Source organism: Glaciecola punicea ACAM 611, from assembly GCF_000252165.1.
GTDB lineage: Bacteria > Pseudomonadota > Gammaproteobacteria > Enterobacterales > Alteromonadaceae > Glaciecola > Glaciecola punicea.
The window spans coordinates 15,632-40,053 of record NZ_BAET01000012.1 but is presented as its reverse complement, the minus strand read 5'-3'; the positions used below and the strand labels follow the sequence as shown (position 1 = coordinate 40,053).

22 protein-coding genes are annotated in these 24,422 nt (G+C 44.7%); 6 read left to right on the top strand and 16 right to left on the bottom strand.

Translation table 11 applies throughout. From position 1 onward, the window contains the following. Nucleotides 1-5: 5 nt before the first annotated feature. The 3 genes from ctaD to lexA all read right to left on the bottom strand — a co-directional run bounded on the left by ctaD (nt 6) and on the right by lexA (nt 3,719). Nucleotides 6-1,646 (bottom strand): cytochrome c oxidase subunit I, encoded by a 1,641-nt coding sequence (gene ctaD / locus GPUN_RS05780; protein WP_006004391.1) that lies wholly within the window; start codon nt 1,644-1,646, stop codon nt 6-8. Nucleotides 1,647-1,648: 2 nt separating this feature from the next. After that, complete coding sequence (gene coxB / locus GPUN_RS05775) at nt 1,649-2,776, bottom strand: cytochrome c oxidase subunit II (protein ID WP_040520447.1); 1,128 nt, start codon at nt 2,774-2,776, stop codon at nt 1,649-1,651. 322 nt (nt 2,777-3,098) lie between these two features. Further along, the gene (lexA, locus tag GPUN_RS05770; protein WP_006004388.1) at nt 3,099-3,719 is read right to left on the bottom strand and encodes a transcriptional repressor LexA; all 621 of its coding nucleotides are present in this window, start codon (nt 3,717-3,719) and stop codon (nt 3,099-3,101) included. A 254-nt stretch (nt 3,720-3,973) separates the two neighbouring features. Here lexA and plsB point away from each other — a divergent pair, with 254 nt between their 5' ends. Then, nucleotides 3,974-6,406, top strand: a complete 2,433-nt coding sequence (plsB, locus tag GPUN_RS05765) for a glycerol-3-phosphate 1-O-acyltransferase PlsB (protein ID WP_006004386.1) — start codon at nt 3,974-3,976, stop codon at nt 6,404-6,406. Between the two features lie 90 nt (nt 6,407-6,496). Here plsB and ilvA read toward each other — a convergent pair whose 3' ends face one another. Beyond that, the gene (gene ilvA / locus GPUN_RS05760) at nt 6,497-8,089 is read right to left on the bottom strand and encodes a threonine ammonia-lyase, biosynthetic (protein ID WP_051987297.1); all 1,593 of its coding nucleotides are present in this window, start codon (nt 8,087-8,089) and stop codon (nt 6,497-6,499) included. 202 nt (nt 8,090-8,291) lie between these two features. On the opposite strand from ilvA, the gene GPUN_RS05755 reads away from it, so the two are divergent. Beyond that, entirely contained in the window at nt 8,292-9,845 is a 1,554-nt protein-coding gene (locus GPUN_RS05755) for a YifB family Mg chelatase-like AAA ATPase (RefSeq protein ID WP_040520429.1), read from the top strand. Nucleotides 9,846-9,881: 36 nt separating this feature from the next. Here GPUN_RS05755 and ilvY read toward each other — a convergent pair whose 3' ends face one another. Beyond that, entirely contained in the window at nt 9,882-10,757 is an 876-nt protein-coding gene (ilvY, locus tag GPUN_RS05750) for an HTH-type transcriptional activator IlvY (RefSeq protein ID WP_006004380.1), read from the bottom strand. 239 nt (nt 10,758-10,996) lie between these two features. Here ilvY and ilvC point away from each other — a divergent pair, with 239 nt between their 5' ends. Beyond that, nucleotides 10,997-12,475 carry a ketol-acid reductoisomerase gene (ilvC, locus tag GPUN_RS05745; protein ID WP_006004378.1) on the top strand — a complete coding sequence of 493 codons (1,479 nt, stop codon included), beginning with the start codon at nt 10,997-10,999 and terminating at the stop codon, nt 12,473-12,475. 150 nt (nt 12,476-12,625) lie between these two features. Here ilvC and GPUN_RS05740 read toward each other — a convergent pair whose 3' ends face one another. From GPUN_RS05740 to GPUN_RS05715, 6 genes are all read right to left on the bottom strand, one after another. Further along, nucleotides 12,626-13,804 (bottom strand): glutathionylspermidine synthase family protein, encoded by a 1,179-nt coding sequence (locus GPUN_RS05740; protein WP_006004375.1) that lies wholly within the window; start codon nt 13,802-13,804, stop codon nt 12,626-12,628. Then, complete coding sequence (locus GPUN_RS05735; RefSeq protein ID WP_006004372.1) at nt 13,805-14,422, bottom strand: DUF1190 domain-containing protein; 618 nt, start codon at nt 14,420-14,422, stop codon at nt 13,805-13,807. Between the two features lie 11 nt (nt 14,423-14,433). Then, nucleotides 14,434-14,847, bottom strand: a complete 414-nt coding sequence (locus tag GPUN_RS05730; protein ID WP_006004370.1) for a DUF350 domain-containing protein — start codon at nt 14,845-14,847, stop codon at nt 14,434-14,436. A 65-nt stretch (nt 14,848-14,912) separates the two neighbouring features. Further along, on the bottom strand, nt 14,913-15,557 hold the full coding sequence (locus GPUN_RS05725) for a YjfK family protein (protein WP_006004368.1): 645 nt from the start codon (nt 15,555-15,557) through the stop codon (nt 14,913-14,915). 200 nt (nt 15,558-15,757) lie between these two features. Further along, the gene (locus GPUN_RS05720; protein WP_006004366.1) at nt 15,758-16,441 is read right to left on the bottom strand and encodes a PspA/IM30 family protein; all 684 of its coding nucleotides are present in this window, start codon (nt 16,439-16,441) and stop codon (nt 15,758-15,760) included. Between the two features lie 13 nt (nt 16,442-16,454). After that, on the bottom strand, nt 16,455-16,844 hold the full coding sequence (locus GPUN_RS05715; protein WP_006004364.1) for a DUF2170 family protein: 390 nt from the start codon (nt 16,842-16,844) through the stop codon (nt 16,455-16,457). A gap of 201 nt (nt 16,845-17,045) precedes the next feature. On the opposite strand from GPUN_RS05715, the gene GPUN_RS05710 reads away from it, so the two are divergent. Continuing rightward, nucleotides 17,046-17,327, top strand: a complete 282-nt coding sequence (locus tag GPUN_RS05710; protein WP_006004362.1) for a DUF6471 domain-containing protein — start codon at nt 17,046-17,048, stop codon at nt 17,325-17,327. 21 nt (nt 17,328-17,348) lie between these two features. Here GPUN_RS05710 and GPUN_RS05705 read toward each other — a convergent pair whose 3' ends face one another. Beyond that, nucleotides 17,349-18,584: a multidrug effflux MFS transporter gene (locus tag GPUN_RS05705; RefSeq protein ID WP_006004361.1), complete on the bottom strand. Its 1,236-nt coding sequence runs from the start codon at nt 18,582-18,584 to the stop codon at nt 17,349-17,351. A gap of 264 nt (nt 18,585-18,848) precedes the next feature. Here GPUN_RS05705 and GPUN_RS05700 point away from each other — a divergent pair, with 264 nt between their 5' ends. Beyond that, nucleotides 18,849-19,895, top strand: coding sequence for an AI-2E family transporter (locus tag GPUN_RS05700; RefSeq protein WP_006004358.1), 1,047 nt, complete (start codon nt 18,849-18,851; stop codon nt 19,893-19,895). Between the two features lie 119 nt (nt 19,896-20,014). Continuing rightward, nucleotides 20,015-20,836: a DUF6671 family protein gene (locus GPUN_RS05695; RefSeq protein WP_006004357.1), complete on the top strand. Its 822-nt coding sequence runs from the start codon at nt 20,015-20,017 to the stop codon at nt 20,834-20,836. Between the two features lie 74 nt (nt 20,837-20,910). On the opposite strand, the gene GPUN_RS05690 is transcribed toward GPUN_RS05695, so the two are convergent. The 4 genes from GPUN_RS05690 to GPUN_RS05680 form a co-directional block, all read right to left on the bottom strand. Beyond that, nucleotides 20,911-21,738 (bottom strand): type 1 glutamine amidotransferase family protein, encoded by an 828-nt coding sequence (locus GPUN_RS05690; RefSeq protein WP_051987296.1) that lies wholly within the window; start codon nt 21,736-21,738, stop codon nt 20,911-20,913. A gap of 6 nt (nt 21,739-21,744) precedes the next feature. Beyond that, on the bottom strand, nt 21,745-22,056 hold the full coding sequence (locus GPUN_RS13665) for a hypothetical protein (protein WP_051987295.1): 312 nt from the start codon (nt 22,054-22,056) through the stop codon (nt 21,745-21,747). Nucleotides 22,057-22,289: 233 nt separating this feature from the next. After that, nucleotides 22,290-23,504, bottom strand: a complete 1,215-nt coding sequence (gene proB, locus GPUN_RS05685) for a glutamate 5-kinase (RefSeq protein WP_006004353.1) — start codon at nt 23,502-23,504, stop codon at nt 22,290-22,292. Nucleotides 23,505-23,578: 74 nt separating this feature from the next. Then, on the bottom strand, nt 23,579-24,265 hold the full coding sequence (locus GPUN_RS05680) for a hypothetical protein (RefSeq protein ID WP_006004351.1): 687 nt from the start codon (nt 24,263-24,265) through the stop codon (nt 23,579-23,581). Nucleotides 24,266-24,422 lie beyond the last annotated feature (157 nt).

Sequence of the window (24,422 nt, the reverse complement as noted above, 5' to 3'; positions counted from 1 at the left end):
AGCTCCTACCTCACTATTGGTGGCGTTTCAAAGGTATGATAGGGCGCTGGTGAAGGAATTTCCCACTCTAAACCTTCTGCTCCATCCCACACTTGGCTAGACACTGACTCACCTTGGTGACGACACGCTTTTATAATAAGCGCTAAGAAAATTAGCTGTGATAAACCAAATGCGAAGCCTCCGACTGAAATCCATTTATTAAAATCAGCAAACTGCAGCGCATAATCAGGAATACGCCGTGGCATACCCGCTAAGCCGACAAAGTGCATAGGGAAAAACAACACATTTACCGACACAAGCGAACACCAGAAATGCCATTTTGCTAAGGTAATATCGAACATCTTACCGGTCCACTTTGGCAACCAATAATAAACAGCTGCCATAATTGAGAAAATGGCCCCAGTAACCAGCACATAGTGGAAATGCGCAACCACAAAGTATGTATCGTGATACTGAAAGTCCGCTGGCACTATCGCAAGCATTAAGCCTGACAGACCGCCAATGGTGAATAAGACGATGAAGGCGATAGCAAACATCATGGGAATTTCAAAGCTTATTGAGCCGCGCCACATAGTAGCCACCCAATTAAACACTTTCACTCCAGTTGGCACCGAAACTAGCATAGTGGCAAACATAAAGAAGATCTCGTACTCCACAGGCATACCCGTTGTAAACATGTGGTGACCCCAAACAATAAAGCTCAATAAGGCGATTGCACCGGTCGCGTAAACCATCGACGCGTAGCCGAACAATTTTTTACGTGAAAAAGTAGGCACTATTTGCGAAATAATACCAAAGGCTGGCAATATCATTATGTACACTTCAGGGTGTCCGAAAAACCAGAAAATGTGCTGGAACAGGACTGGATCTCCACCGCCGGCCGCATCAAAAAAGCTGGTCCCAAAGAACTTATCGGTTAAGACCATGGTCACCGCCGCGGCTAACACTGGCATTACTGCTATAAGTAAAAATGCGGTAATGAGCCATGTCCATACAAACAGAGGCATTTTCATATAGGTCATGCCAGGAGCACGCATATTAAATATGGTAACAATGACGTTAATGGCTCCCATAATTGAACTGATCCCCATTATGTGCACAGAAAATACAAACAAGGCGGTGCTGTCACTACTATAAGTAGTTGATAAAGGTGCGTAAAAGGTCCAACCAAATGCGGGACCACCGCCTTCCATAAACAAAGAAGAAAGCAATATTAAGAACGCGAAAGGTAAAATCCAAAAGCTCCAGTTATTCATGCGTGGCAAGGCCATGTCAGGCGCACCAATCATCAAGGGTATCATCCAGTTAGCCAAGCCGGTAAAGGCCGGCATTACTGCGCCAAATACCATTATTAATCCGTGAACGGTGGTCATTTGATTAAAGAAGTTAGGTTCTACAATTTGCAGGCCTGGCTGAAATAGTTCAGCGCGAATGACCATTGCCATCGCCCCACCCACCAAAAACATAATGAATGCGAACCACAAATATAGAGTGCCTATGTCTTTGTGGTTCGTAGTGAGTAACCAACGCGATATACCATATGGCGCCTCGTGGTGGTGATGATCATCAATATGATCGCTAGCAACGTGGTCTTGAGTATCAGCGTCGTGGTCGCCCGAATGGGTTGTATCAGTTGTGCTAACCATTGTTATTCCTTACCATACATAATTGCGTTAATGTCTTTTGCTTGCACAATATCGCCAGTATCATTACCCCAAGCGTTACGCTCATAGGTGACTACCGCCGCTATTTCTGACATTGTTAGTTGTTTAGCAAATGATGCCATTGAGGTACCTGGACTGCCTTCAACGATAATTCTGATATGTCCGGGAATGTCCTCAAGCGCAAGAGCAGAACCTTTAAGCGCCGGAAATACACCGGGTAACCCCTCACCGTTTGGCATGTGGCAGGCTGCGCAAACGGCACCATATACTTTTTCACCCTGGCTCATAAGCTCATCCATGCTCATGTTCATAGACAGCAAGCGCTGTTCTTCGTCACGAGCACGCTGCGCGATGGCCTCTTGCTCTGCTACCCACGCGTCATATTGCGCGGGCTCTTTCGCGACTACCACAATGGGCATAAAGCCGTGGTCTTTACCGCAAAGCTCAGCGCATTGTCCTCGGTAAACGCCAGGCGAGTTTACGTTTGTCCACGCTTCGTTGATGAAACCTGGGTTGGCATCTTTTTTAATGGCAAAGTCAGGCATCCACCAAGAGTGGATAACATCGTCTGAGGTGATTAAAAATCTGATTTTCTTACCCGTGGGAATAACTAGGGGACGGTCTACTTCTAGGAGATAGTTTTGGGTTTTTGTTAACTGGTTACGTATTTGACCTTGCTCTGTTGCCAGAACCGAAAAGTACTCAACATCGTTGTCCATGTATTTATAGTGCCATTTCCACTGCGAACCGGTGACTAACACTGTTACATCAGGTTTGCTGACGTCTTCCATATCTATCAGCGTGTAAGCCGCTGGTACGGCCATGAATATCAAAATAACGAAGGGAACGATTGTCCAGACCACTTCCACCGTTAAATTTTCGTGAAAATTAGCGGCTTTAGCCCCTTTAGATTTGCGATGGACCACCATCGAATAAAACATAAAGGTAAACACAACCACCCCTATTGCGATGCACACATAGAACATAAGCATATGCAAATCATAGACTTGGTTACTAATACCGGATACGCCGGGGCGCATATTTAAATTTGACCGGCCTGTATCTATCGCTTGCGCCGCAAAGCTTAAGCACACAATTAAAAGCACGGACATATAAGAGATAAAACTGCTGAACTTCACGCTAACACTCCCCCTATGTTTACAGCTAATGAAAACTTTTTTAACCGAAGCGGCGCTTTCATTTTTGTAGAAACAAGTTTAATTTTAAGTAAGTAATTTGTATAATTTTTGTTAATTACAGGACAATAATCGTTCAAATGGCGTCGTTAGTCTAGTTTTTTATCTTTTTATTTGCTGCTAATCATCGTATTTTCCGAACTGTTCAAAAAGTAGACGCAAAAAAAAGGGCCCGTTTATTATTACGGGCCCTCAAATGGCATTGTGAAGTGAACCTTTTTGTCAATTCCTGAGTAGGTTACAAGTCCACGTGATCGCGTATTACGCCTACGGCTAAACCCTCAATAGTAAAAAATTGGGATGCAAGATCCACACGAATAGGTGGAAAACTGTCGTTTTCAGCGTGTAGCAAAATTTCGCTACCTTTACGCTCGAACCTTTTAACCGTTACGTCCTCGTCAACGCGTGCAACCACTACCTGACCATTGTTAACTTGGTCTGTTTTGTGCACAGCCAGCAGATCGCCGTCCATTATACCAATGTTTTTCATACTTTCACCTTTCACGCGTAACAAGAAGTCGGCGCGAGGAGTAAACATGGTAGGGTCGCATTTAAATCTAGATTCAACATGTTCTTGGGCTAAAATAGGCTCACCGGCAGCAACTTGACCAATTAATGGCAAGCCATCTTCAATGGGATCCTCAAGCTCTACGTTTAACTTAATACCGCGAGACGTCCCTGGTAAAATTGCAATAACGCCTTTTTTAGCGAGCGCTTTAAGATGCTCTTCTGCAGCGTTAGCAGATTTGAAACCTAACTCGCGCGCGATTTCCGCTCGTGTAGGCGGCATTCCCGTGTCTATCATAGTACGTTTTACAAGTTCTAGAACTTGCTGTTGCCTTGGTGTTAGTGGACGCATAAACAGCCTGTTTTTCTATACAGTAGATGTGAGTATATCCACAAACAGTGTTTTAGCAACAAGTATTTGTCTATTTGATGTAAACGGTAATGCCATATCACAGCATAGCGCAATATACCCATCGAATGAGACAAATGCTGATTACATTAAGGATCTTCGTGCTAACATTACAACAAAATTTTCGCAAAATATAGAAAACCGCAGTGAAATTTGCTTTTTCATCCCGCTGCATCCGCCTTAGTTATGGAGTACTTATGAATTGGATGGCCTCGTTTTTACGCTCGTTCTTGACCAAACCAATCGGCTGGCTGGTCAAAGTAAAAAGTATACCCTCAGACTTAGAAAATGAACTTGGCATCGACAAAACCAGGCCTATTGTATATTTACTGCAAACAAAATCATTCACCGACTCGATAGCGCTTGAAAAATCAACTGCGTTTCTTGGCCTTCCCAGTCCACGTAAAAAACTTGCGCTGGTGGATCACGAGCATAAACGAAGCTACTATCTCAATAGACCGCAAAACATCTTTACGCGCAAAGTAAAGCCCACCACTATTGAAGATAATTTTACCGAGATGTTTCAATACCACCGGCAATATGACGATCTAGATGTTCAGCTTATTCCCGTTTTCATTTCCTGGGGACGCTCGGCGGGTAAAGGTAAATCGGGTTGGGCTCAGCTAATCGCCTCAAAAGCGTCGCCAAACTGGCTACGTAAAAGTTTCATTGTGCTATTTTTTGGCCGCGATAATTTTGTCAGTTACTCAAAGCCTGTTTCAACAAGACAAATGGCATCGCTAAGCGGCAGCGATCAACAGATAGCACATAAATTAATCCGCGTAGCGCGCACACACTTTCAGCGTAAACGCCAGGTATTATCAGGACCAACGCTGCTTGAACGTCAAGAGTTATACAACTCTATTTTAGGCGCAAGGGGCGTAAAACAAGCCATTGAAGATGAAGTTGCCAACAAAAACATCTCCCCCCAAAAAGCCCGTAAACAAGCGAAGAAATACGTAGATGAAATAGCTGCAGACTATCGCGAGGGCCTAGTGCGCCTTGGAGAAAGACTGCTGGCACGCATTTGGCACCGTATCTACGACGGTATTGAAGTCAAGCACGCTGAACGCGTGCGTGAATTAGCCGCCAACGGACATGAAATTATTTACGTACCCTGCCATAAAAGCCATATGGACTATTTGTTACTGACCTACGTTATTTATCAAGAAGGCTTGGTTACCCCTCACATTGCCGCCGGTATCAACTTAAATTTTTGGCCTGCTGGACCCATTTTTAGACGCTGTGGCGCATTTTTCCTGCGCCGTAGCTTCGTAGGCAACAAGCTTTACAGCAGTATTTTCAGAGAATACTTAGAGCTTTTGTTCAACAAAGGCTATTCGGTGAAATACTTTCCAGAAGGGGGAAGAAGTCGTACCGGTAGATTACTACCACCTAAAACAGGCATGCTCGCTATGACGTTGCAAGCGGTCACTAAAGGCGTGAATCGTCCGGTGTCTGTGGTACCGGTTTACTTAGGTTACGAGCACGTAATGGAAGTAAAAAGTTACCAGAAAGAACTCAAGGGAAAGGGAAAAAAGAAAGAGTCAAATACACAAGTTTTCTCTGCCATTCGTAAGCTTAAAAACTATGGCCATGGCTATGTTAACTTTGGCGAGCCTATTTCCCTACATAAGTTTTTAGACAAACAAGTACCCGATTGGCGCGACGACATAAGCGATGATGAAAAGAAACCAACGTGGCTTACGCCTACAGTGAATGTGTTAGCCAACGATATAATGGCAATAATTAATAAAAATGCGGCCTTAAATGGCACTGCCTTGCTAGCGCTTTGTTTGTTGTCATCAAAAACGCATGTCATGAGTAAAGATGATCTGATAAACGCTATTGATGATTATCTGAGTCTATTCAAAGCCAACCCCTATAGCGCAGACGCGACGTTTCCCACCCAAGACGCTGAATATTTAGTAGAGCGTACGCTTGCCTTAAACAGATTTCAACAAAGCGAAGATAAATACGGCCTAATGGTGTCTCCTAAACAAGATAATGCCGTGCTACTGACATTCTACCGAAATAACATTTTACATATGTTTGCGTTGCCTAGCTTAATAATGGCTGCCGCTTTTGCTCATCGAAACCTCACCAGAACCGCTTTATTGAGTCTTGTTGAGCAGTTGTACCCAATTCTGAAACGCGAGTTTTTCATGTACTTTAGCCATGACGAAGTGGTCGTATATATTGAAGAGTTGGTTATCTATTTAAAGACCTGCGGCATGCTGGTGCAAAATGGCAAATACTTAGCCCCGGTTGAACCAAGCTCACCTAAATTTCACAGCGCGTGGCTATTAAGCCGAAGTATGCAGGAAACTTGGCAGCGCTATGCGGTAGTGCTGAGCGTGCTGGAGTCTGAAAAAATCATCGCGCGTGCCCAACTTGAGCGACAGTCTACCGATGTAGCTGAGCGTTTGTCTTCTTTGTTTGGCATGCACTCGCCTGAGTTTTACGATAAAAACGTGTTGGCCTCCTTTGTAAACGCGCTGCGTGAAAACAAACATGTGCACAGCCGTGAAGATGGTAGTTTAGAATTTTCAGAGTCAAGTTTAGTCTTAAAACACGCTATTATGCCGCTGGTATGGCCTGAAATAGTGCAGCATTTGGAACGCTTATAGACAATGTAATAATCGCGGACATCTGCGATGACTTATTTAGCCAAACTAGCGGATTTATAAATGACGTTAACCGTCTTCTAAATAATCGCATTAGCCTTTACTAGATAAAAAGAAAGTATAGGCAGGATCGTCTTTATGCTCTTGCACCTCGAAATCGAGCTTGTCGAGGTACTCTTGGAAACTGGATCGCTGCTGCTCTCCAATCTCAAAGCCAGCTAATACAAGGCCCTGCGCCGCCCCGTGATTGCGATAATGAAATAAAGTAATATTCCACGATTCGCCAAGGGTATTCAAAAAGTGCATCAGCGCACCAGGATATTCTGGGAATGAGAAACTAAAAATACTTTCGTCTATTTTTTGGTGAGGACGCCCGCCCACCATGTGCCTTACATGCAGCTTGGCCAGTTCATTTTGCGAAAGATCACAGTACGTATAGCCGTTATCATCGAGCTTTTTAAGTAGCTCATGATATTCAGACGCACCGTTTCGCAGCTTTACACCAACAAAAATCTGGGCGCTGCCGGTGGCTGATTCCCCAACACTTTGGGTGCGTGCATTGAAGCGATAGTTAAATTCTGTAATAACAATGCCGCCCAACAGACTACAAAAAGACTTAAACGCACCTTTAGTTTCAGGGATATTTACCGCAAAAACTGCTTCTTTTTGCTCGCCTAATTCACATCGTTCGGACACATATCGAAGAGTGTGAAAGTTTATATTAGCACCGCATAGAATACCGGTTAGGCGTTTATTTTTTACATCATTTTCACGGCAGAACTTGCGGATTGCAGCCACAGAAAGCGCGCCTGCAGGCTCTGCTATTACGCGCGTATCATCAAAAATATCTTTAATAGCGGTACAAATTTCGTCGTTAGTAACCGTCATTACGCCGTCTAAATACTGCTTACACAACCTAAATGGCTCCTCGCCAATTGTTTTGACCGCTACACCGTCAGCAAAAATACCAACTTGGGGCAAAGTAACGGGTTTTCCAGCCGCAAGCGCCGCGGACAAACAAGCTGACTGGTCAGATTCAACCCCAATAATTTTGATACTGGGTTTTATTTGCTTCAAGTAAACTGCCATCCCTGCGGCTAGGCCGCCGCCGCCTACGGCCACAAATAGATAATCAAAATCACTTAACTGTTCTAGCATTTCTTTTGCAATAGTACCTTGTCCGGCAATCACATCGGGATGATCAAAGGGCGGTATCATGGTAAAGCCATGGCGCTGTGAAAGCATCAGCGCATGTGCACTTGCCTGATCGTAACTGGTACCGTATTGCACCACGTTAATGTGCTTGCCTCCGAAAGTGCGTACCGCATTTACTTTAATTTCAGGCGTTGTATCTGGCATTACAATGGTAGCTTTTATATTCATTGCTTTCGCTGCATAGGCGACGCCTTGCGCATGGTTGCCCGCTGAGGCTGCCACCACACCAGCGGCTTTTTGCTGCTCGTTCAACTGTGACATACAGTTAAAGGCACCGCGTAGTTTAAACGATTTTACGGGCTGCTGATCTTCACGCTTTAAATACACCTCATTTCCCAAAGCGCTTGACAGGGTCGCCAGTCTATTCAAGTCTGTCACTACAGCGGCATTGTAAATAGGGGCTTTGAGGATCTTAATTAAATACTCATAGTTTGACGGGGGGGAAGATAGTGTTTGTGTAGACAATGGCATTCTCTTATCGCGTAATAGTTGATTCGTAAATATGCTCAACAGCGTGTGCTATGTACTCATGTAATGGTTGCCGCAAGAGTCTGCCTCTAATCACATTGTAACGCAAGCACAAAGGACAATAGAAAAACGCTACCGAAGGACAGTAGCTTATCTTATAGGTAAATCGCATTATGTGCGTACTCAAAACAGACCAGAAAAGCATATGGATCTTGCTGTTGTATATACCCGCGCTAACTTAGGGATTGACGCGCCCCTTGTCACCATAGAAGTGCATTTAAGTAATGGCTTACCCGGATTTCACCTTGTGGGTTTACCTGAAACTACCGTGAAAGAATCGCGCGATAGAGTTCGCAGCGCTATGATTAATGCTGGGTTTGAATTCCCAAGTAAGCGCATTACGGTTAACATGGCCCCTGCTGATTTACCTAAAGGCGGCGGAAGATTCGATCTTGCGATTGCCATTGGTATTATTTGTGCCAGCGAAGCCTTAGGTGCTGGCTGTTTAGAGGCCTATGAATTTGTTGGGGAACTTGCATTGTCTGGCGATCTTCGCAGCGTGCAGGGCGCATTACCCATGGCCTTTGCCGCCGCAAAGTCGGGTCGAAAATTAATATTGCCTGAAATAAACGCGCAAGAAGCCGCCTTAGTCAGTAAAGCTCACGTGCTATCAGCAAAGCATTTATGGGGTGTGTATCTGCATTTAATTGACAAGCAAATGCTGGAACGTGCGCAAGTGCGAGACGCTGATATTTCACTTGACCACAACCTTGAGAAATATGGCGATCTTGCCGACATCATTGAACAAGAGCATGCCAAGCGAGCCTTGCAAATTTGTGCGGCAGGCGGCCATAATATGCTACTTTTTGGCCCCGCTGGTACGGGCAAAAGTATGCTGGCAAATCGATTACTGTCTATACTTCCAGAATTACCCGAGCAAGATGCGCTCACGGTAGCCTCAATTCGCTCAATAGTGGGTGAACAAGTATCCGCTGACAACTGGCGTCGGCGACCTTTTCGCCAACCCCACCACTCAAGTTCAGCGGCGGCCTTGGTGGGCGGTGGCAGTTACCCGATGCCCGGTGAGATAACGTTGGCGCATAAAGGGGTACTTTTCCTTGACGAGTTGCCAGAGTTTGGACGCCATGTTCTCGACGTTTTGCGTGAACCCCTAGAAACGGGTGAAATCAATCTGTCAAGAGCCAAGCATAAAATGACCTACCCTGCAGACTTTCAGCTGATTGCAGCCATGAACCCAAGTCCTACCGGTGATGTGGACGATCAGCGCTCAAACGACGACCAAATATTGCGCTATTTGAATAAAATTTCAGGCCCCTTACTTGACCGTATAGATTTACAGGTGCATGTACCGCGAGTAGATATAAGCAAAGCTTTAGGCACCAAGGGCACGCAACGTAGCAGCAAAGCTGAAAATGCCAAAGCGCACACAAGCGCCCACATTAAAAAGCTGGTATCAAAAGCCCAACAGCTACAGTTTGCGCGCCAAGGGACTTTAAATGCAGGTTTAACTAACAAAACGCTGGCTGAATTTGCGATATTATCTAAAGTAAATCAGCAGTTTATTACTCACGCAATTGACGCGCTTGGACTGTCAATGCGAGCATTCCACCGCACTCTAAAAGTGTCCAGAACAATTGCTGATTTAGAAACAAGTATCGATATTCAAAAACAGCACATAGCCGAAGCATTATCGTACCGTAACTTTGACAAATTATTAAAGCAGCTGGCGGGAAATTAAGCCTTACTCATGAGATCTAGTTATAAAATGTAAATCTTAGCGCGAAAACAACTGGCTGATCGTTTTTAGTAAAGGTTCGTTTGAGCGCTCTTTTAGAAAACAAAGCCCAAGCTGATAGGGCTCAATGTTGTCTACTGCGATACTATTCACTTTGTTTTTAGCCGTTGAGTTTTCTAGCACCAAGCGTGGCACAAAGCCAATGCCTAGCCCCAATGAAACCATGCTGACAATAGCCTCGTTACCCGATACCTTCGCATAGACACGCGGACGAATATTTTGTTCAGCAAACCAATGGTGAACAATGCGCCTAGAGGGCCCGCGCGCAGGCATGATCACGTTCGACGCTTGCCAACTTATATCATTAATACTGTTCACATCCATAGTAGCGGGCACAATTAAGGTTAAGGGCACTGTGTCTATGGGCTGAAAATGTATGTGGGCTGGAAAGTCAGGGGTGTGAATAGCAATGGCTAAGTCGGCCGCGTTCTCATGCTGCACGTCACTTATCCGCCTTAGCGCAAGTTCATGATCACCGGTGTCTAGTTTGATGTCGACAAGCGGGTATAGCTTGCGCATGCTGTCGAGTATTTTGGGCAAGTAGGTTTGCGCGGCGGTCACTGAACAATATAATGACAGCTCACCACTGAGCGCATCTTTTTGCTGCGCCACCTCACTTTTTAATTGGTGATACTTTGCTAAGGTATCGTCGGCAAACGCGAGTAATTTTCGTCCCGCTTGCGTTAACTGCACATTGCGGTTATCACGTAAAAATAGTGAAGCAGCACATTCGTCCTCCAAGCGCATAATGCTGCGCGTTAGTGTGGGTGGAGACACGAACATAGCCGCGGCTGTTCGAGAAAAACTTAAGCTAGACGCTAAATGCTGAAAGTGTTTTAGTGTTTTTATATCCATTTAATGTATTTAATCCACTGTTTTTAAGCTTACTTGCGAGTGAAATATGCGTATCATCCATTGATTCTGAAGCTGCATCAGCTTCAGAATCAAGTAAGAAAAGATAACTGTTTCACATATTGAAACACTAAGTTTCAAATAATTCAATTTATAAAACAATCAATAAGCGTAATATGACGATAAGAATCGTAGCAGACCATTTTTTATCGTTAACGCATGCTTAAATGCTCGGAAACCACATGGCAAATTATTTTAACAACTTAGCTTTTCGCCAACAGCTCGACCAATTGGGTCAGTGCCGTTTTATGCAGCGTGAAGAATTCACAAAAGGCTGTGATATCCTCAAAGAAAAATCGATTGTTATCGTTGGCTGCGGGGCGCAAGGCCTTAACCAAGGCTTAAATATGCGCGATTCAGGTTTAAAGGTAAGCTATGCTTTAAGGCAGTCTGCCATAGACGAAAAAAGAGAATCGTTCAAGCGAGCCACCGATAACGGCTTTACTGTTGGCACGTATCAAAACCTTATTCCAAATGCCGATTTAGTCTATAACTTAACCCCCGACAAACAGCATGCAAGTGTCGTTGAAGCGGTAATGCCCTTAATGAGAAAAGGGGCAGTGCTGTCTTATTCTCATGGTTTTAATATTGTTGAGGAAGGCCAGCAAATTCGCAGCGATATTACAGTCGTAATGTGCGCACCTAAATGTCCTGGAACAGAAGTGCGCGAAGAATACAAACGCGGTTTTGGCGTGCCTACCCTTATTGCGGTTCATCCTGAAAACGACCCACAGGGAGAAGGCCTTGAAATTGCAAAAGCACTTGCTAGCGCGACAGGCGGTGACCGAGCAGGTGTTTTACAAAGCAGTTTTGTAGCAGAAGTAAAATCAGATCTTATGGGCGAACAAACTATTTTATGCGGTATGCAGCAGGCTGCGGCCATTTTGGCCTATGAAAAGATGGTAGCCGACGGCGTCGATGCAGCCTATGCAGGTGCACTTATTCAGTATGGCCTTGAAGCTATTACCGAAGCACTAAAAATTGGCGGCGTCACTAACATGATGGATCGCCTGTCAAATCCGGCAAAAGTAGCCGCTTTTGAATTGTCTGAAGAATTAACCGATTTAATGCGCCCACTGTTTGAAAAACATCAAGACGACATCCTTTCAGGTGAGTTTTCACGCAACATGATGCAAGATTGGGCCAACGGCGATGCCAATCTGTTTAAGTGGCGCGAAGAAACTGGACAGTCTGGATTTGAAAATGCACCGGTATATACTGGCACTATTTCAGACCAAGAATTCTTTGACAAAGGCATATTGTTGGTTGCTATGATTAAAACAGGCGTTGAACTTGCGTTTGACGTTATGGTTGACGCAGGCATACTTCCTGAGTCTGCGTATTATGAGTCGCTACACGAAACACCGCTTATTTCAAACACTATTTCGCGCAAACGCTTGTACGAAATGAACGTAGTTATTTCAGATACAGCTGAATACGGTAACTATTTATTCGCAAATGCTGCTATTCCGTTGTTAAAAGATAAATTAATGCCGCGGATTACCTTAGAGCACATTGGCGGTGGTTTAAGCACTACTAGTAATTGCGTAGACAACACAAAATTAGTGGCCATAAACAAAGCCATTCGCAGTCATGGTGTTGAGTCAATTGGTGAAGTTTTGAGGGGTTACATGACTGATATGCAGGCAATCGTCAAGTAAGCGCAAATGTAATTCACTGCAGTTCTGTCGTTAGGTGCTTTTTATAAGCTCCTTTTGCCCGGCCAGTTTGGTCGGGCTTTTTTATGCTTGCTTATACTCAACGCGAATGTTGAACAAACTTAAAAGATAAAAGTAAACTCAAGGATGTGTTTAGTAAATGACGTGCGGCAAATAACGACTCATATCTTGCGTGATCGCGTAGTTGTCTTCACGCATTGAAATACCGGCAGCCTGATCGTCAATCAGCCAGCTACCAATTAGCGTGTGATTGCCATCGAACACTGGCAGTGAATACTTTTGCTGATAAATAAAACCCTCTTCACCGTAAGGACCATCCGAATTATCCTTGTCATCTAAAGCATTCCCACGCGCATCGGTAAAACTAATATTTGCGCCCTCACGCGAAAAAATTGGCTTTTTAACCAAGAGCATGTCATCGGGCACTAAATGTAATTCATCTTCAAAAAACGAGGGCAATAAATTAGGATGATCGGGAAACAGTTTCCACAGCATCGGCAGTAAGGCTTTGTTTGATAGAATGGATTTCCATGGCGGCTCTAGCCAGCGTATATTTTGTTGGCCTAATAGTGCACCGTAGGCGTCTTCAAACATAAACTCCCAAGGGTAAAGCTTAAACATCCACGTGATCACATTGTTGTCTAGATCGGCAAACTGCTTGTCTTTGTCTATGCCAATGTCTTCAATATATACAAACTTGGTTTGCACACCCGCTGCCTTAGCGCAGTCTTCAAGATACTGCACGGTGCCGCGATCTTCTTCGGTATTTTTGCTACAGGCAAAGTGCAAATACCTTTGGGGGTTAAGAGCATGCAGTTCTTTAAACCGATTCACTAGTTTTTCTTGAACGGAGTTGAACTGGTCGGCGTGCCTTCCTAAAAGCTTACTGTCTACTTTGTTTTCAAGCCACATCCACTGCCAAAAGCCCGTTTCGTAAATAGAGGTGGGGGTATCAGCGTTATTTTCATACAGCTTAGCAAAGCCTTCACCGTTATACGCAAAATCGAGCCGTGAATATAAAGAAGGGTCGCCGTCTTGCCAACTTTTGCGCACAAACGCCCACTGCGCCTTGGGAATAGCGAAACGCGTGAGCAACTCGTCACTATTTACCACCTGCTCTACAACTGCTAGGCACATTTGGTGAATATCAGCAGTTGGGGCTTCAATGCCTTGCTCAATTTGCGCAAGGGAAAACTGATAGTAAGCCGATTCGTCCCAATATTTCTCACCGTACATAGTGTGAAACTTGAACCCGAATTCCTGCGCCATAGCTTCCCAGTTTTTGCGCTCATCACAAGGAACTCTCAGCATTTAGCCGCCCCAGCCTCTTGAACTGCTTCTGCTAGTGGCCCTTGAACTGCCCCAGTTGCTTTTAGCCGACGCCGTTGCCCCGAAACCACCACGTGAAATAGTGCGCGTAACGGCAGGTTTAGGTTTCAAAGCATCTCTGGGCACACGATATGAGCTTTGCCCTGGCGAACCCACCACAAATCCGTCACTGGTCATTATTTTATTGCGAAACTGGCCCGGCCCCCGATACATATAAGATGGATGCGAGTTGGTGAATCTATGCTTACGCTCCATCGAATCGCTGACGATATTAGACACTATGTAGCCGGCCATAAAGGGTACAAAAAAGCCCCCTCGGTTTTCACAATTGCCAAACTCGGCTTGGCAATCGCGCTGATATTGATAACGCGGGGCAGTAGACTCGGCTTCTTTTACCGCTTCTTCATAGGCAGCCTGACACTCTATAACCGACAGTTTGGTGCTACTAGCGCAGTTGTCAACAGAAGTAACGAAAGCTACCTGCTCATTTTGTCCACCACCTGAACAACCGGCCATAACCGCCAAAGAAATCGGCGCTAGCACAAATATACGCGTGCGCTTTCTTAATGCCGATAAATCGAGTATTGAAGATCGTTTCATACAAGCCTCCCTTAATAGGTCATGCAAGCGGCGTTAATTAGACCAACCGCAACATTTGTTGAGCCTAACACTAGGCCAGCGCTTACTTCGTTATTTTCAATTCGGGTACTTATTTTTGGCATAAACACGAATCGTACTATTGCAAAGGCAATAATTTGCGCCAGCAGCGCGACAACGCCCCAAATAGCAAAGTCGATTAATCCTTGAGAGTTACTTACTGCGCCCCCAAGCGCGGCAGAAAATCCAATAATTGCGCCACCAAAGGCAACCGCTGCCGCGGTGTTTTTGTCTTCTTTAATTAGCTTCCATTCAGCATGCGGGGTAATCCACGCATACACGGTTTTGAATATAATCAAAAACAAAATTGCAATACCGAAGTACAGGGCAAAATGTGATATGCCAATTAGTAAGTTGTAGTTTTCCATAGTATTTTCCATTGAGTGTTAGTATTTACACGCTGTTTGCGTAAAACGATTTTAAAATGAGCAGCTTAGCCGTTCACCCTAATTTGAGTTGACGTTAGCTTAACACCAGTGCTAATGACTAAACATCTTTCTAGCTGATTATTATCGTTTAGGCTTTCTTCGCCAGACAAATATAATTGCTCAAAAGAGCCATCGCTAAGCGCGCGTTCAAATAGCATAACAAACTGGTCGGTTTCGCTAATGTCATTAGTGTCATCAAAGGTTTTTTCTTGCATCGCCACCGGCGGATGATAAGTGGCAATGCTCGTCCATACTCGCTCATACTCCCTACCCTCGAGCGAATAGGTAGGCGCGCCAATTTTATTCGCCAAAATGTCGTCCCATTCAGCGGCGTTAACGTGTAGGGTGTCGTAGTAATGAAATAAAGTCACATCCACGATGTTTTCTTCTAGCTCGCCGCCTTCACACACTACCTGCAGCCAGGCTTCATCGTCGGTATAAAAACGTAGCAATACACTTGAGCCTAAGTCGACCCTACCCGCCCCTTGAATGAGCTGTGTGTCGGCAATGCCGCTAATAACCAGTTCTTCTAGAATCAGTTGAAAAGCAAGTTTATCAATATCGAAGCTAGAGCCCACGCAAAGACCCATCACTTCGGGTTTATTGATAGAGGGGACTGGTGGTGGTTTTTTCTTGAAAAAATTGAACATGTGGTGGCTCCGCGACTTATTAGTTAGTTGCCAGTATGGGCCGAATTAGCGAAAATAAAATTAACAAAATTATCGACCATGTCAGCATCTCATCGAATGACTGAATGTATAGATGCGCCGACAACATTATGTTGGGCGCATCTGTATGATTTTTGTTGTGTAGCGTTTAATACCACAGGTGATATGTGAATAAAAAATGGCTACTTTTTGCCTGCTAAAATTTTCGCCAGCATATCTTCACTTGAACCGCCGCCGGCGCTGCCGCCTGCCTGGCGCAGCTTATTGTCAAGGTCTGCCCCTGTTTCAATTTCTGCTAATTCAGCTGATGCGTCAAGTGCGGCTTCTCTTTCAGCCTGCTTTTGCTTGATACGCTCTAGACTGTCTAGCGCGGTTTTTACCTTGCTGTTGCCGCCCTCAAAATGAGTAGAAGCTGCTACTTGGGCTTTTTGTACGGCTTGAGTGGCCTTCACCTGATCAACCTGCTGTTCTAGCATACGCAAATTGTTTTTTGCCGTGACTAGGTTTGACTTAAGCGAGCCTTCGTTCTTCATATAGCTGTCTAAAATTTTCTGCTCACTTGCCTTTAGGTTTTCAATTTCACCAACGCGCTGGGCGCACTCTAGCGCTAGTTCACGATTAGTTTCAGCATGCTGAGCGGCGCTTTGGCTGTATTTGTCAATATCAGCATTATAAGATTCTATCTTGTTTTGCGCCATTTTGCGCTTCGCTGCGATGGAATGAAGACTTTGCCCACACAGTTGAATTTCCTTTTTGGCTTCGCGTATTTGCTGATCCAAAATAGTCAGCGCCTGTGAATCTGCAGCATCTTCAAGGGATTTGTTGGTATGGCCTTTCAGTGCTGTCCATAATCTACCTAAACTCATGATCTGACTCCTACTATTTTAAATGTTCTGAATATAATTCTATAAACTCTGGCACGTTTGCAAACAGAGCCTCTACTTCTTCAACTACCACTTCGTCTTTGCTGTCGAAACTTAATGCACCAAACGCAACGTAATATTCGTCTTCGCCAATGCGCGATACTGCGATGGTTGATAAAGGCACCAAGCGGTGCGTACGTAAAATATCATGGTCTAAGGCGGCCACGTCTTTCACGGCGCTTAGGGGGAATAATATAGTTTCCACCACAATCTGTTGTTCGCCTACTACCAAGAAAGCGTCTACGCCCTCGTCATTAGAGATGCTAATGCAGTCTCCTTCCACTTCTGCTGTAAAATTAATCTGTTCGTTCATCAGCGAAAGAATGTGGTCGCGCTTCGTTGTCATGTTGGTCTCCGTTAAAAAGCAATTTACTTTTTGTGTTTGACGTTGATTATAATAGTGAGTTTAGAAATAATTGCAACACATTTGTTGCAATTATTTATTATTTATTGCAACTGCTCGTAATGCATAACATTTGCGTTGTATAAATTGCGTTGGCCGCTATACTGTAGGTACGGTTTTATCATCGCAAAGGACTATCCTACTATGCAAACAAGTAATCACAGCCAAGTTAATATAAGCGTCAATAACAAGAAGTCAATTCTACCGTACGCTAAAGCAACTACGTTACACATAAAAAAGTTAATGGTTGAGTATGAAATGACCTACGACGGCATAGTCGAGAAATTAGAGCAGCGCGACGTGGTGCTCAGCTCAAGCAACCTGCGCAACAAAGTGTCGGGCAATGCACTGTCGGCAGGTTTGTTTTTTTTGATAGTGGAAATTATTACAGACGACTTGCACGCACACATAAACGTAAAAAGTTAAGGCGCGTAAACATGCAGTGTATTAACTGTCTAGAGGCGTGTATTTAATGCCGAGTTTTACCGCAAAATAAGTCATCATGCCAAAGATTAAGAAGCCGTAGGCGATGGGCGCGATGTCATCCTGTAGAAAAATATTGATAAATGTTGCAATAGGCACCGCAAGCACACTCGTGAATGATCCCACAAAGGCAGCACCTACACCTGCCATATGACCCACCGGCACCATAGCCAATGAGTTTAAATTACCAAACAGCACGCCTAAAAAGAAAAACCCAAAAAACATAACCGAGATAAACAGCCACAGCGGCGGTATACCCGCATAGGCAATACTAATGCCGACCAGCATAAAGCCAAATACCACCGTCATGCTTAGGGCAAAACCAACCAGCTTAAGAATGCCAAGCCTTACCACCATAATACCGTTGAACAATGAAGCCGCACCTATGGCAAAGGCTAATAGCGCAAACAGCAAAGGGAAATATTCGCCGGTATCGTAAATGTCTTGAAATATAGTTTGTGACCCGCTCAAATAGGCTAAAAAAGCACCAAAAATGAATCCCATGCCAACCGCAGGCCCCATTACAGCTGGCTGTTTTACCAGCCATACTAAGGATCGGCCAAAATGAGGAAAGCTAAATTTAACCCGTTTCGCTCTCGGCAACGTTTCTTTTTGTCTGCTGAAAAACCACAGCGCTGATATTACCGCCACAATCGCAAACACCGTGAATATGTGACGCCAGCCATAATGCACCATGACCACCTGACCCATCAGCGGCGCTATCATGGGCACCAGAATAAAAATAACGGTGGTAAAGGACATAACTCTCGCCATCGCGTCGCCTACGTAAAGGTCGCGCACCAAGGCCATTGAAGCAACTCGCGGCCCCGACACGCCAAAGGCCTGAATAAGCCTACCCGCCAGTAACACCTCAATGCTGTTGGCAAAATAACACACCGCAGTGCCAATTAAAAAGATGATTAAGCCGACTAATATGGTTAGCCTACGTCCACGAGCGTCGGCAAACGGGCCAAAGAATATTTGACCTGCGGCCATACCAACGAAAAATATAGACACAATAAGGTAGGTTTGCTGCGCGCTGGTGCTATTAAGTTCAGCGCCAATTTGATCAAGCGCAGGCAGCATGGCGTCTATGCTAAGGGCGACTAATGACGTTAATAAGGCCATTAATAAAATAAATTCTACTAGCGGCAACCTAGCCGCGGCGGGCGGGTTGACGCTAACTCTTGCGGTTTCCATTGATTTACATAACTCGTTTGATAAGAAGACTAAAAAGCAGCCCAAAAGACTACCATAAAGTAAGCTTAAGCGCTCACTTTTGGCGCAATTACTGCACAAAGCGTGTATTGAGACAGATAAATAAAACGCGCACTTTTACCGCTTAAATACCGATTATTCTTATCAGTTATGGTAAATTAAATTATCAATTGTATTGTCACAGTTATCAATTTGAGAGTTTGTCGAATATTCGTACAAAACTCTTTAAAACCAAGGTACTAAAATATGCGCGAATCCTTAGAGAAGCGGTCATTTTTAATCACACTCGCTTTTGTCAGTATTGCCTTTGTGTGGGTATTAATCCCATTTTGGGGCGCCATTTTTTGGGCCTGTGTGGTGGCTGTTATTTTTTACCCTGTGTACCAAAAACTACTCAGTAAGCTGGGTGATAAGCCAAACCGAGCAGCCCTAGCCACTTTGTTTATCGCACTTATTATTGTGATAATCCCATCCCTGGCTATTGCATACACCTTTATACAAGAAGGGGTTGCCTTTTATCAGCAGTTAGACTCTGGAAATATTAATGCAGGTAAGTTGTTCAATGACGTTCAAACGGCATTCCCGATCGTCAACACTGTACTTGAGCGTTTTGGGATTGATGCAAGCGTAGTGCGACAAAATATATCAGCAACAGCTATTAGCGGCAGTAAGTTTTTAGCAGAAGAAGCTTTCACAGTAGGACAAAACACATTCGCTTTTTTACTCAGCTTGGCGTTAATGATTTATTTGACCTTTTTCTTGCTGCGTGATGGCCACCGATTAACTAACTTACTCATTCAAGCATTACCGTTAGGTGATGAGCGCGAACATAAGCTTTTTAGTAAATTTGTCGAGGTCGCCCGCGCGACCGTTAAGGGTAACTTAGTGGTTGCTTTTGTGCAGGGTGCCTTAGGCGGCATTATTTTCCAGTTACTGGGTATTCCCGGGGCGCTTCTGTGGGGCGTGATAATGGCATTTTTGTCATTGATCCCGGCCGTGGGTGCTAGCTTAGTTTGGTTGCCTGTGTCTGTCTATTTATATGCCACAGGCAGTTGGATTGAAGCAACCATATTAGTGGCATATGGCGCGATTATAATTGGCTTGGCAGACAATGTACTGCGGCCTATTTTGGTTGGTCGTGACACCAAGCTGCCAGATTATCTGGTCCTGTTTTCAACACTAGGCGGATTGTCGATATTTGGCATAACTGGTTTTGTTTTAGGCCCGCTTATAGCAGCTCTATTTCTCGTATTCTGGAATATATTTATAGTAGAATTTAACAGCGACGACTAAAACTAAAAGCATAAGCAAAGCCCGGCTAATAACTTTGATTCACCCTACTTTCTTCTTATTGCACACGCGCTTAGTTTATACTGTATAAACTAAGCCTCAATATATTAAACGTGCCAAAGATGACAACACATTTTCTAATAGAAAAACACATTGCGCTGCTCACAAAGCATGGCAAAGAAGATTTATTAAGACCTATTTTTCATACAGCATTTGGCGCACAAATAGAGCGCACCAGCGCCTTTGATACAGATGAACTAGGCACGTTTGACAACAAAATCAAACGCACACTCTCGCCTGTCGATGCCGCCTTAAAAAAAGCCTACTTAGCCTGCGAACTTACCAAACGCACACAAGGGCTTGGCAGCGAAGGAAGCTTTAGCACCTTCATTACCGGCGCAACTACCAACACGGAGGTGATCGCATTTGTTGATATAAAAACAAAAATAGAAGTAATTGGATTTGCGCAGCAGTTTATAGGCTTACAAGCCATTGAGGCCAAAAACGAAATCGCCTTAGGTGAAAAAATGCAGCCTTTTATAGCACAATTCGGCTCGTCCCAAAAATGGCTCCTTCTGCAGGGTAAGCAGTGGCATAAAGGCCTCGACTTTAGCGATATTTTGCCATTAGTGAAGCAATGGCCTTGTGTTGTTGAACCCGACTTTAGAGCTCACCACTGCCCTGCCCGGCAACAAACTATTGCGCTGGCCGCGCAAGATGTGGTGAAGCGCCTGCAAAGCCATTGCCCACGATGCCGGACGGTTAATTTTGTGCAAAAACATGGTGATAAAGATGTCAGATTTTTGCCCTGCGAATATTGTGGCGCAAAAACCACAAAACAAGCGCCTAGGGCGCTAAAGTGCGATGCCTGTCATTTTGAAAAGCAAAGCAGCGAAGTTTCTGGGAGCGCTTCGGCTGCTTTTTGCACGCTTTGTAATCCTTAACAGCCAGGGGCCTGCAGCGGCAATTTAAACGTAAGCTGCTTATAAAGTGCGCTGCCATCCTTACAAGCAATTCACTAATGCAATTTATCAGTGTGCGCAGGGGCTAAAAAGATACTGTTGGCTAACAAAATATTCAAACCGTCTTGATAAGCACGCACCGCGATGTCTTGGGTAAACGCAATAACCATGCCTTTGCCCAATGGTTGTTGCACCATAAAGGGTTTAAACGGCATTTGCGCTAAGTTTTCTTCCCATATGTAACCGCTGGCCAGTAGCGTGTCTTTCGCTGAAAATGAAGCAACGTTGATGCCGTCGGCTAATTTAATAGGCTGAAATATAGTGTCACCTCTGACCAATCCATACACCTTGCTGCTTACCCCTGCGGCTAGCCAGTGCTCGGTATCAATATCAATTTTAGCTAAGATCCCCGGCACACTATCAGGAGAATCTTTGTGACTTTCAATCGCCTTAAAGAAATCTTCTTTAGCGTTTATCTGTTTTGCGGCGACTGCGTCATCCTCACGAGAAGTAGAATCGTTTTTGTCTTTTCCGTTTTTGTCTTTTTCGTCTTTGCCATCGCCGTCTTGTTTAAGCGCCAGCTCAAGCTTAAGCGCCAGCAGGCCGGTGTCTTTGCTAGCGGCAAACTCGGTGGCATCACCTAAGGTAAGCAACACGCCGCCTGCTTTTACCCAACTGCGGATACTGCTGATCATATCTTTATTATCAGGGTAGTCACCAGAAGGCAAAATAAGTACGTCATAGCGGGCTAAGTCTGCATCATCTAATTGCGCGACACGAATTGCGGTAATGGGGTAGCCTAGCCATACCGAGGCTGGCAAAGCTTTTATAAGCGCTTGTGCTGCGGCTTTGCTGGTGAGGCGTGGATCAGACAAACGCTGCATGTTAGCTTAAAAGACGGGTAAATTAGCCAGTGTTTCGCCACTTCCTAGCACCGCATAAACAAGACTGCGGCCCTGCCATGTTTTGCCATACTCTACGAGTGTAATGCGTTTAGGGGCCGCCGCAACTAAGGCCTCAAAGTATTTAAGCGAATCTGCATGCGAGGTAATACGCTCGCCTATGGCATAGCCTAACACCGATTCAACGGTGGGTATATCGGCAGAATATTCCGCGCCTGGCCACATGGGTTTTGTTTGGGCGAAAGATGATACTGCAAAAAATAGGATGGCAGTGGCTAGGTAGTATTTGAATGCGTGCATTAATTGTTTCCGTAATGTATATAAATAACAATAGTATATGAAGAATAAACCACATCTTTACACTATTTTACAGGGCTTAATATTGAGGTAAAAGCCCGTAGCTTTAAGATTGAAGCGGCAATAATAAAAGGTTTACTATCATAAGCTGGCATGTTGTAAACCGAAAAACTAAAACTGAGTGAAAATGCAGGCACACACTTTTTTTAAAGACTACAGCACTCTTTTATAAGCAGTTAAGCGTCAAGCGCGCTAAGCACTAAATTATCACGATGCACCACCGCTTCGCTCTCACAATAGCCCAAAACAGCTTTAATTTGGCTGCTTGGACGGCCTAATATGCGCGTAAGTTCGGTGCTGGAATAGTTGACTAAGCCCTTAGCACAAGTGTGATCAGCATGAACGATCTCTATACTATCACCTGCACTAAAAACGCCTTGGGTGCCTACCACTCCAGCGGCTAACAGCGACGCACCTGTATTAAATAAGGCCTTGGCTGCCCCGGCGTCAATAAATACTTTGCCTTTCACTTTACTGGTGTGTGCAAGCCAGTCTTGTCTAGCGCGCTTTGGTTTAGCGTGAGGCATAAAAATTGTACCTGAACATTGGTTATTTGCCAACGCTATGAAACTACTGGCTTTGGTGCCGTTTATTAATATAGTTTGAATACCCGACTGCGTGCATTTTTGAGCCGCTTGGAGCTTGGTGATCATGCCGCCGGTGCCAACTGCCGAGCCCGCGCCACCGGCAAGTGCCATAACGTTTGCGTCTATTACGCTAAGGTGTTTTATTAATTGCGCACTGGGCGATGTTCTGGGGTTTGCGGTGAATAAACCGTCTACGTCAGTGCAAATAATTAAGCAGTCGGCTTGGGCGGCAATAGCGGTGTGCGCGGCTAGGTTGTCGTTGTCACCCACTTTTATTTCATCAACGGCGACGGTGTCGTTTTCATTCACAATGGGAATAATTTTATTGATAAGCAGCGTTTCTAAGGTACTTTTAATATTTATAAAGCGCTTGCGATCAGCCAAATCTTCTACCGTCACTAAAATCTGCGCGCAGTTTATAGCGCTTGCCTTATGACTGTGTTCATTCGCTGGTAAAGGCGCAAACAGCGCCGCCCAATTAGCCATCATTCGCATTTGGCCAATCGCGGCCATTGCCTGTTTTTCGGCAATTGACGGCTTTAAGCCGGTTTTAATGCTGCCCCTTGCTGCTGCTATACTGCCCGAGGACACCACAATCACTTCCTTACCTTGGCTGATACTGGCAACAATAAAGTCACTAATAGCCCTTAGATACTGCGTTGAGCAACCATTCCCGTGGGGCGATACCAGCGCGCTTCCTACTTTAATCACCGCGCGTTGCCAAGGCGCAATATGCGAAACGCTAGAGGATGGATGAGGATATTCTTGGCTGCTATGGGTCATTCGGGCTAAATAAGAAGTCATGTGTTATCTGAATAATACACCTTCTTAGCCATTACTGAACGTTAAAACGTATACTTTTAAGCGTTAATGCTTATTTACCCCGTGTTTTTAACCTTCACTTTAGTAGAAAGCGCGCTCGTAAAGCCGGTTTTTTTCCACATTCTCGCCACACAGTAAAAAAGCGATATCATGATGATCGAAAACCACCATTCGTATGCGTTTTCCCAATTATCCCAGCCTTCCCATAAAAACCCGGCTACCGCTGAAGCAAGCGCCGTGGTAAGCATCACGAAACACAAATAAGCCATAGCCTTGACTTCACCGGCTATATTCAACATTTGCGTATTCACCTGCTTAAATTTGAGCAGCAACAGCAGGTGCCCACCGGCAGTAAAGCCAAAGTATACGGTTACCCCCAGACGTCTGGCTAAGGCATATGGCTCTCCCACTGCGCCAAGCGTTACCGTGTACACAATGAGCATAAACGCGGCCATGCACCCAAACGCGGTGATTATATGAGGCTTGATGTTGCTGTCACTTATTTGCTTTAGCCATGTGTGCAGCAGCAGCCAGTACATACCCATAAATACCGCGGTAGGTATCATGAACGCTTTAAACACAAAGAATTCAGGATATTGACGGCCCGTGGCACTTATGGAATGGCAGTGCGACCAATACGGCAGACACGCGCGCAGATTATCAAAAGAAATAGACACCGTTAAGGTTAAATGAACGGTAATAAGAGGTAACAATACACATATTATGGCAATTTTATACGGCATATCCGTCAACTTTCCGTTTTAGGTACACATCTGCACTCGCTTTTTATTTGCGCTCGCGCAGCGACTATCAAGACTACTTCATATCCTTTTTAAACGAGAAAAAATGCAAGGCGGTTTATAAAAAATGTACGATAAATCAGTGCACACACACTATGTG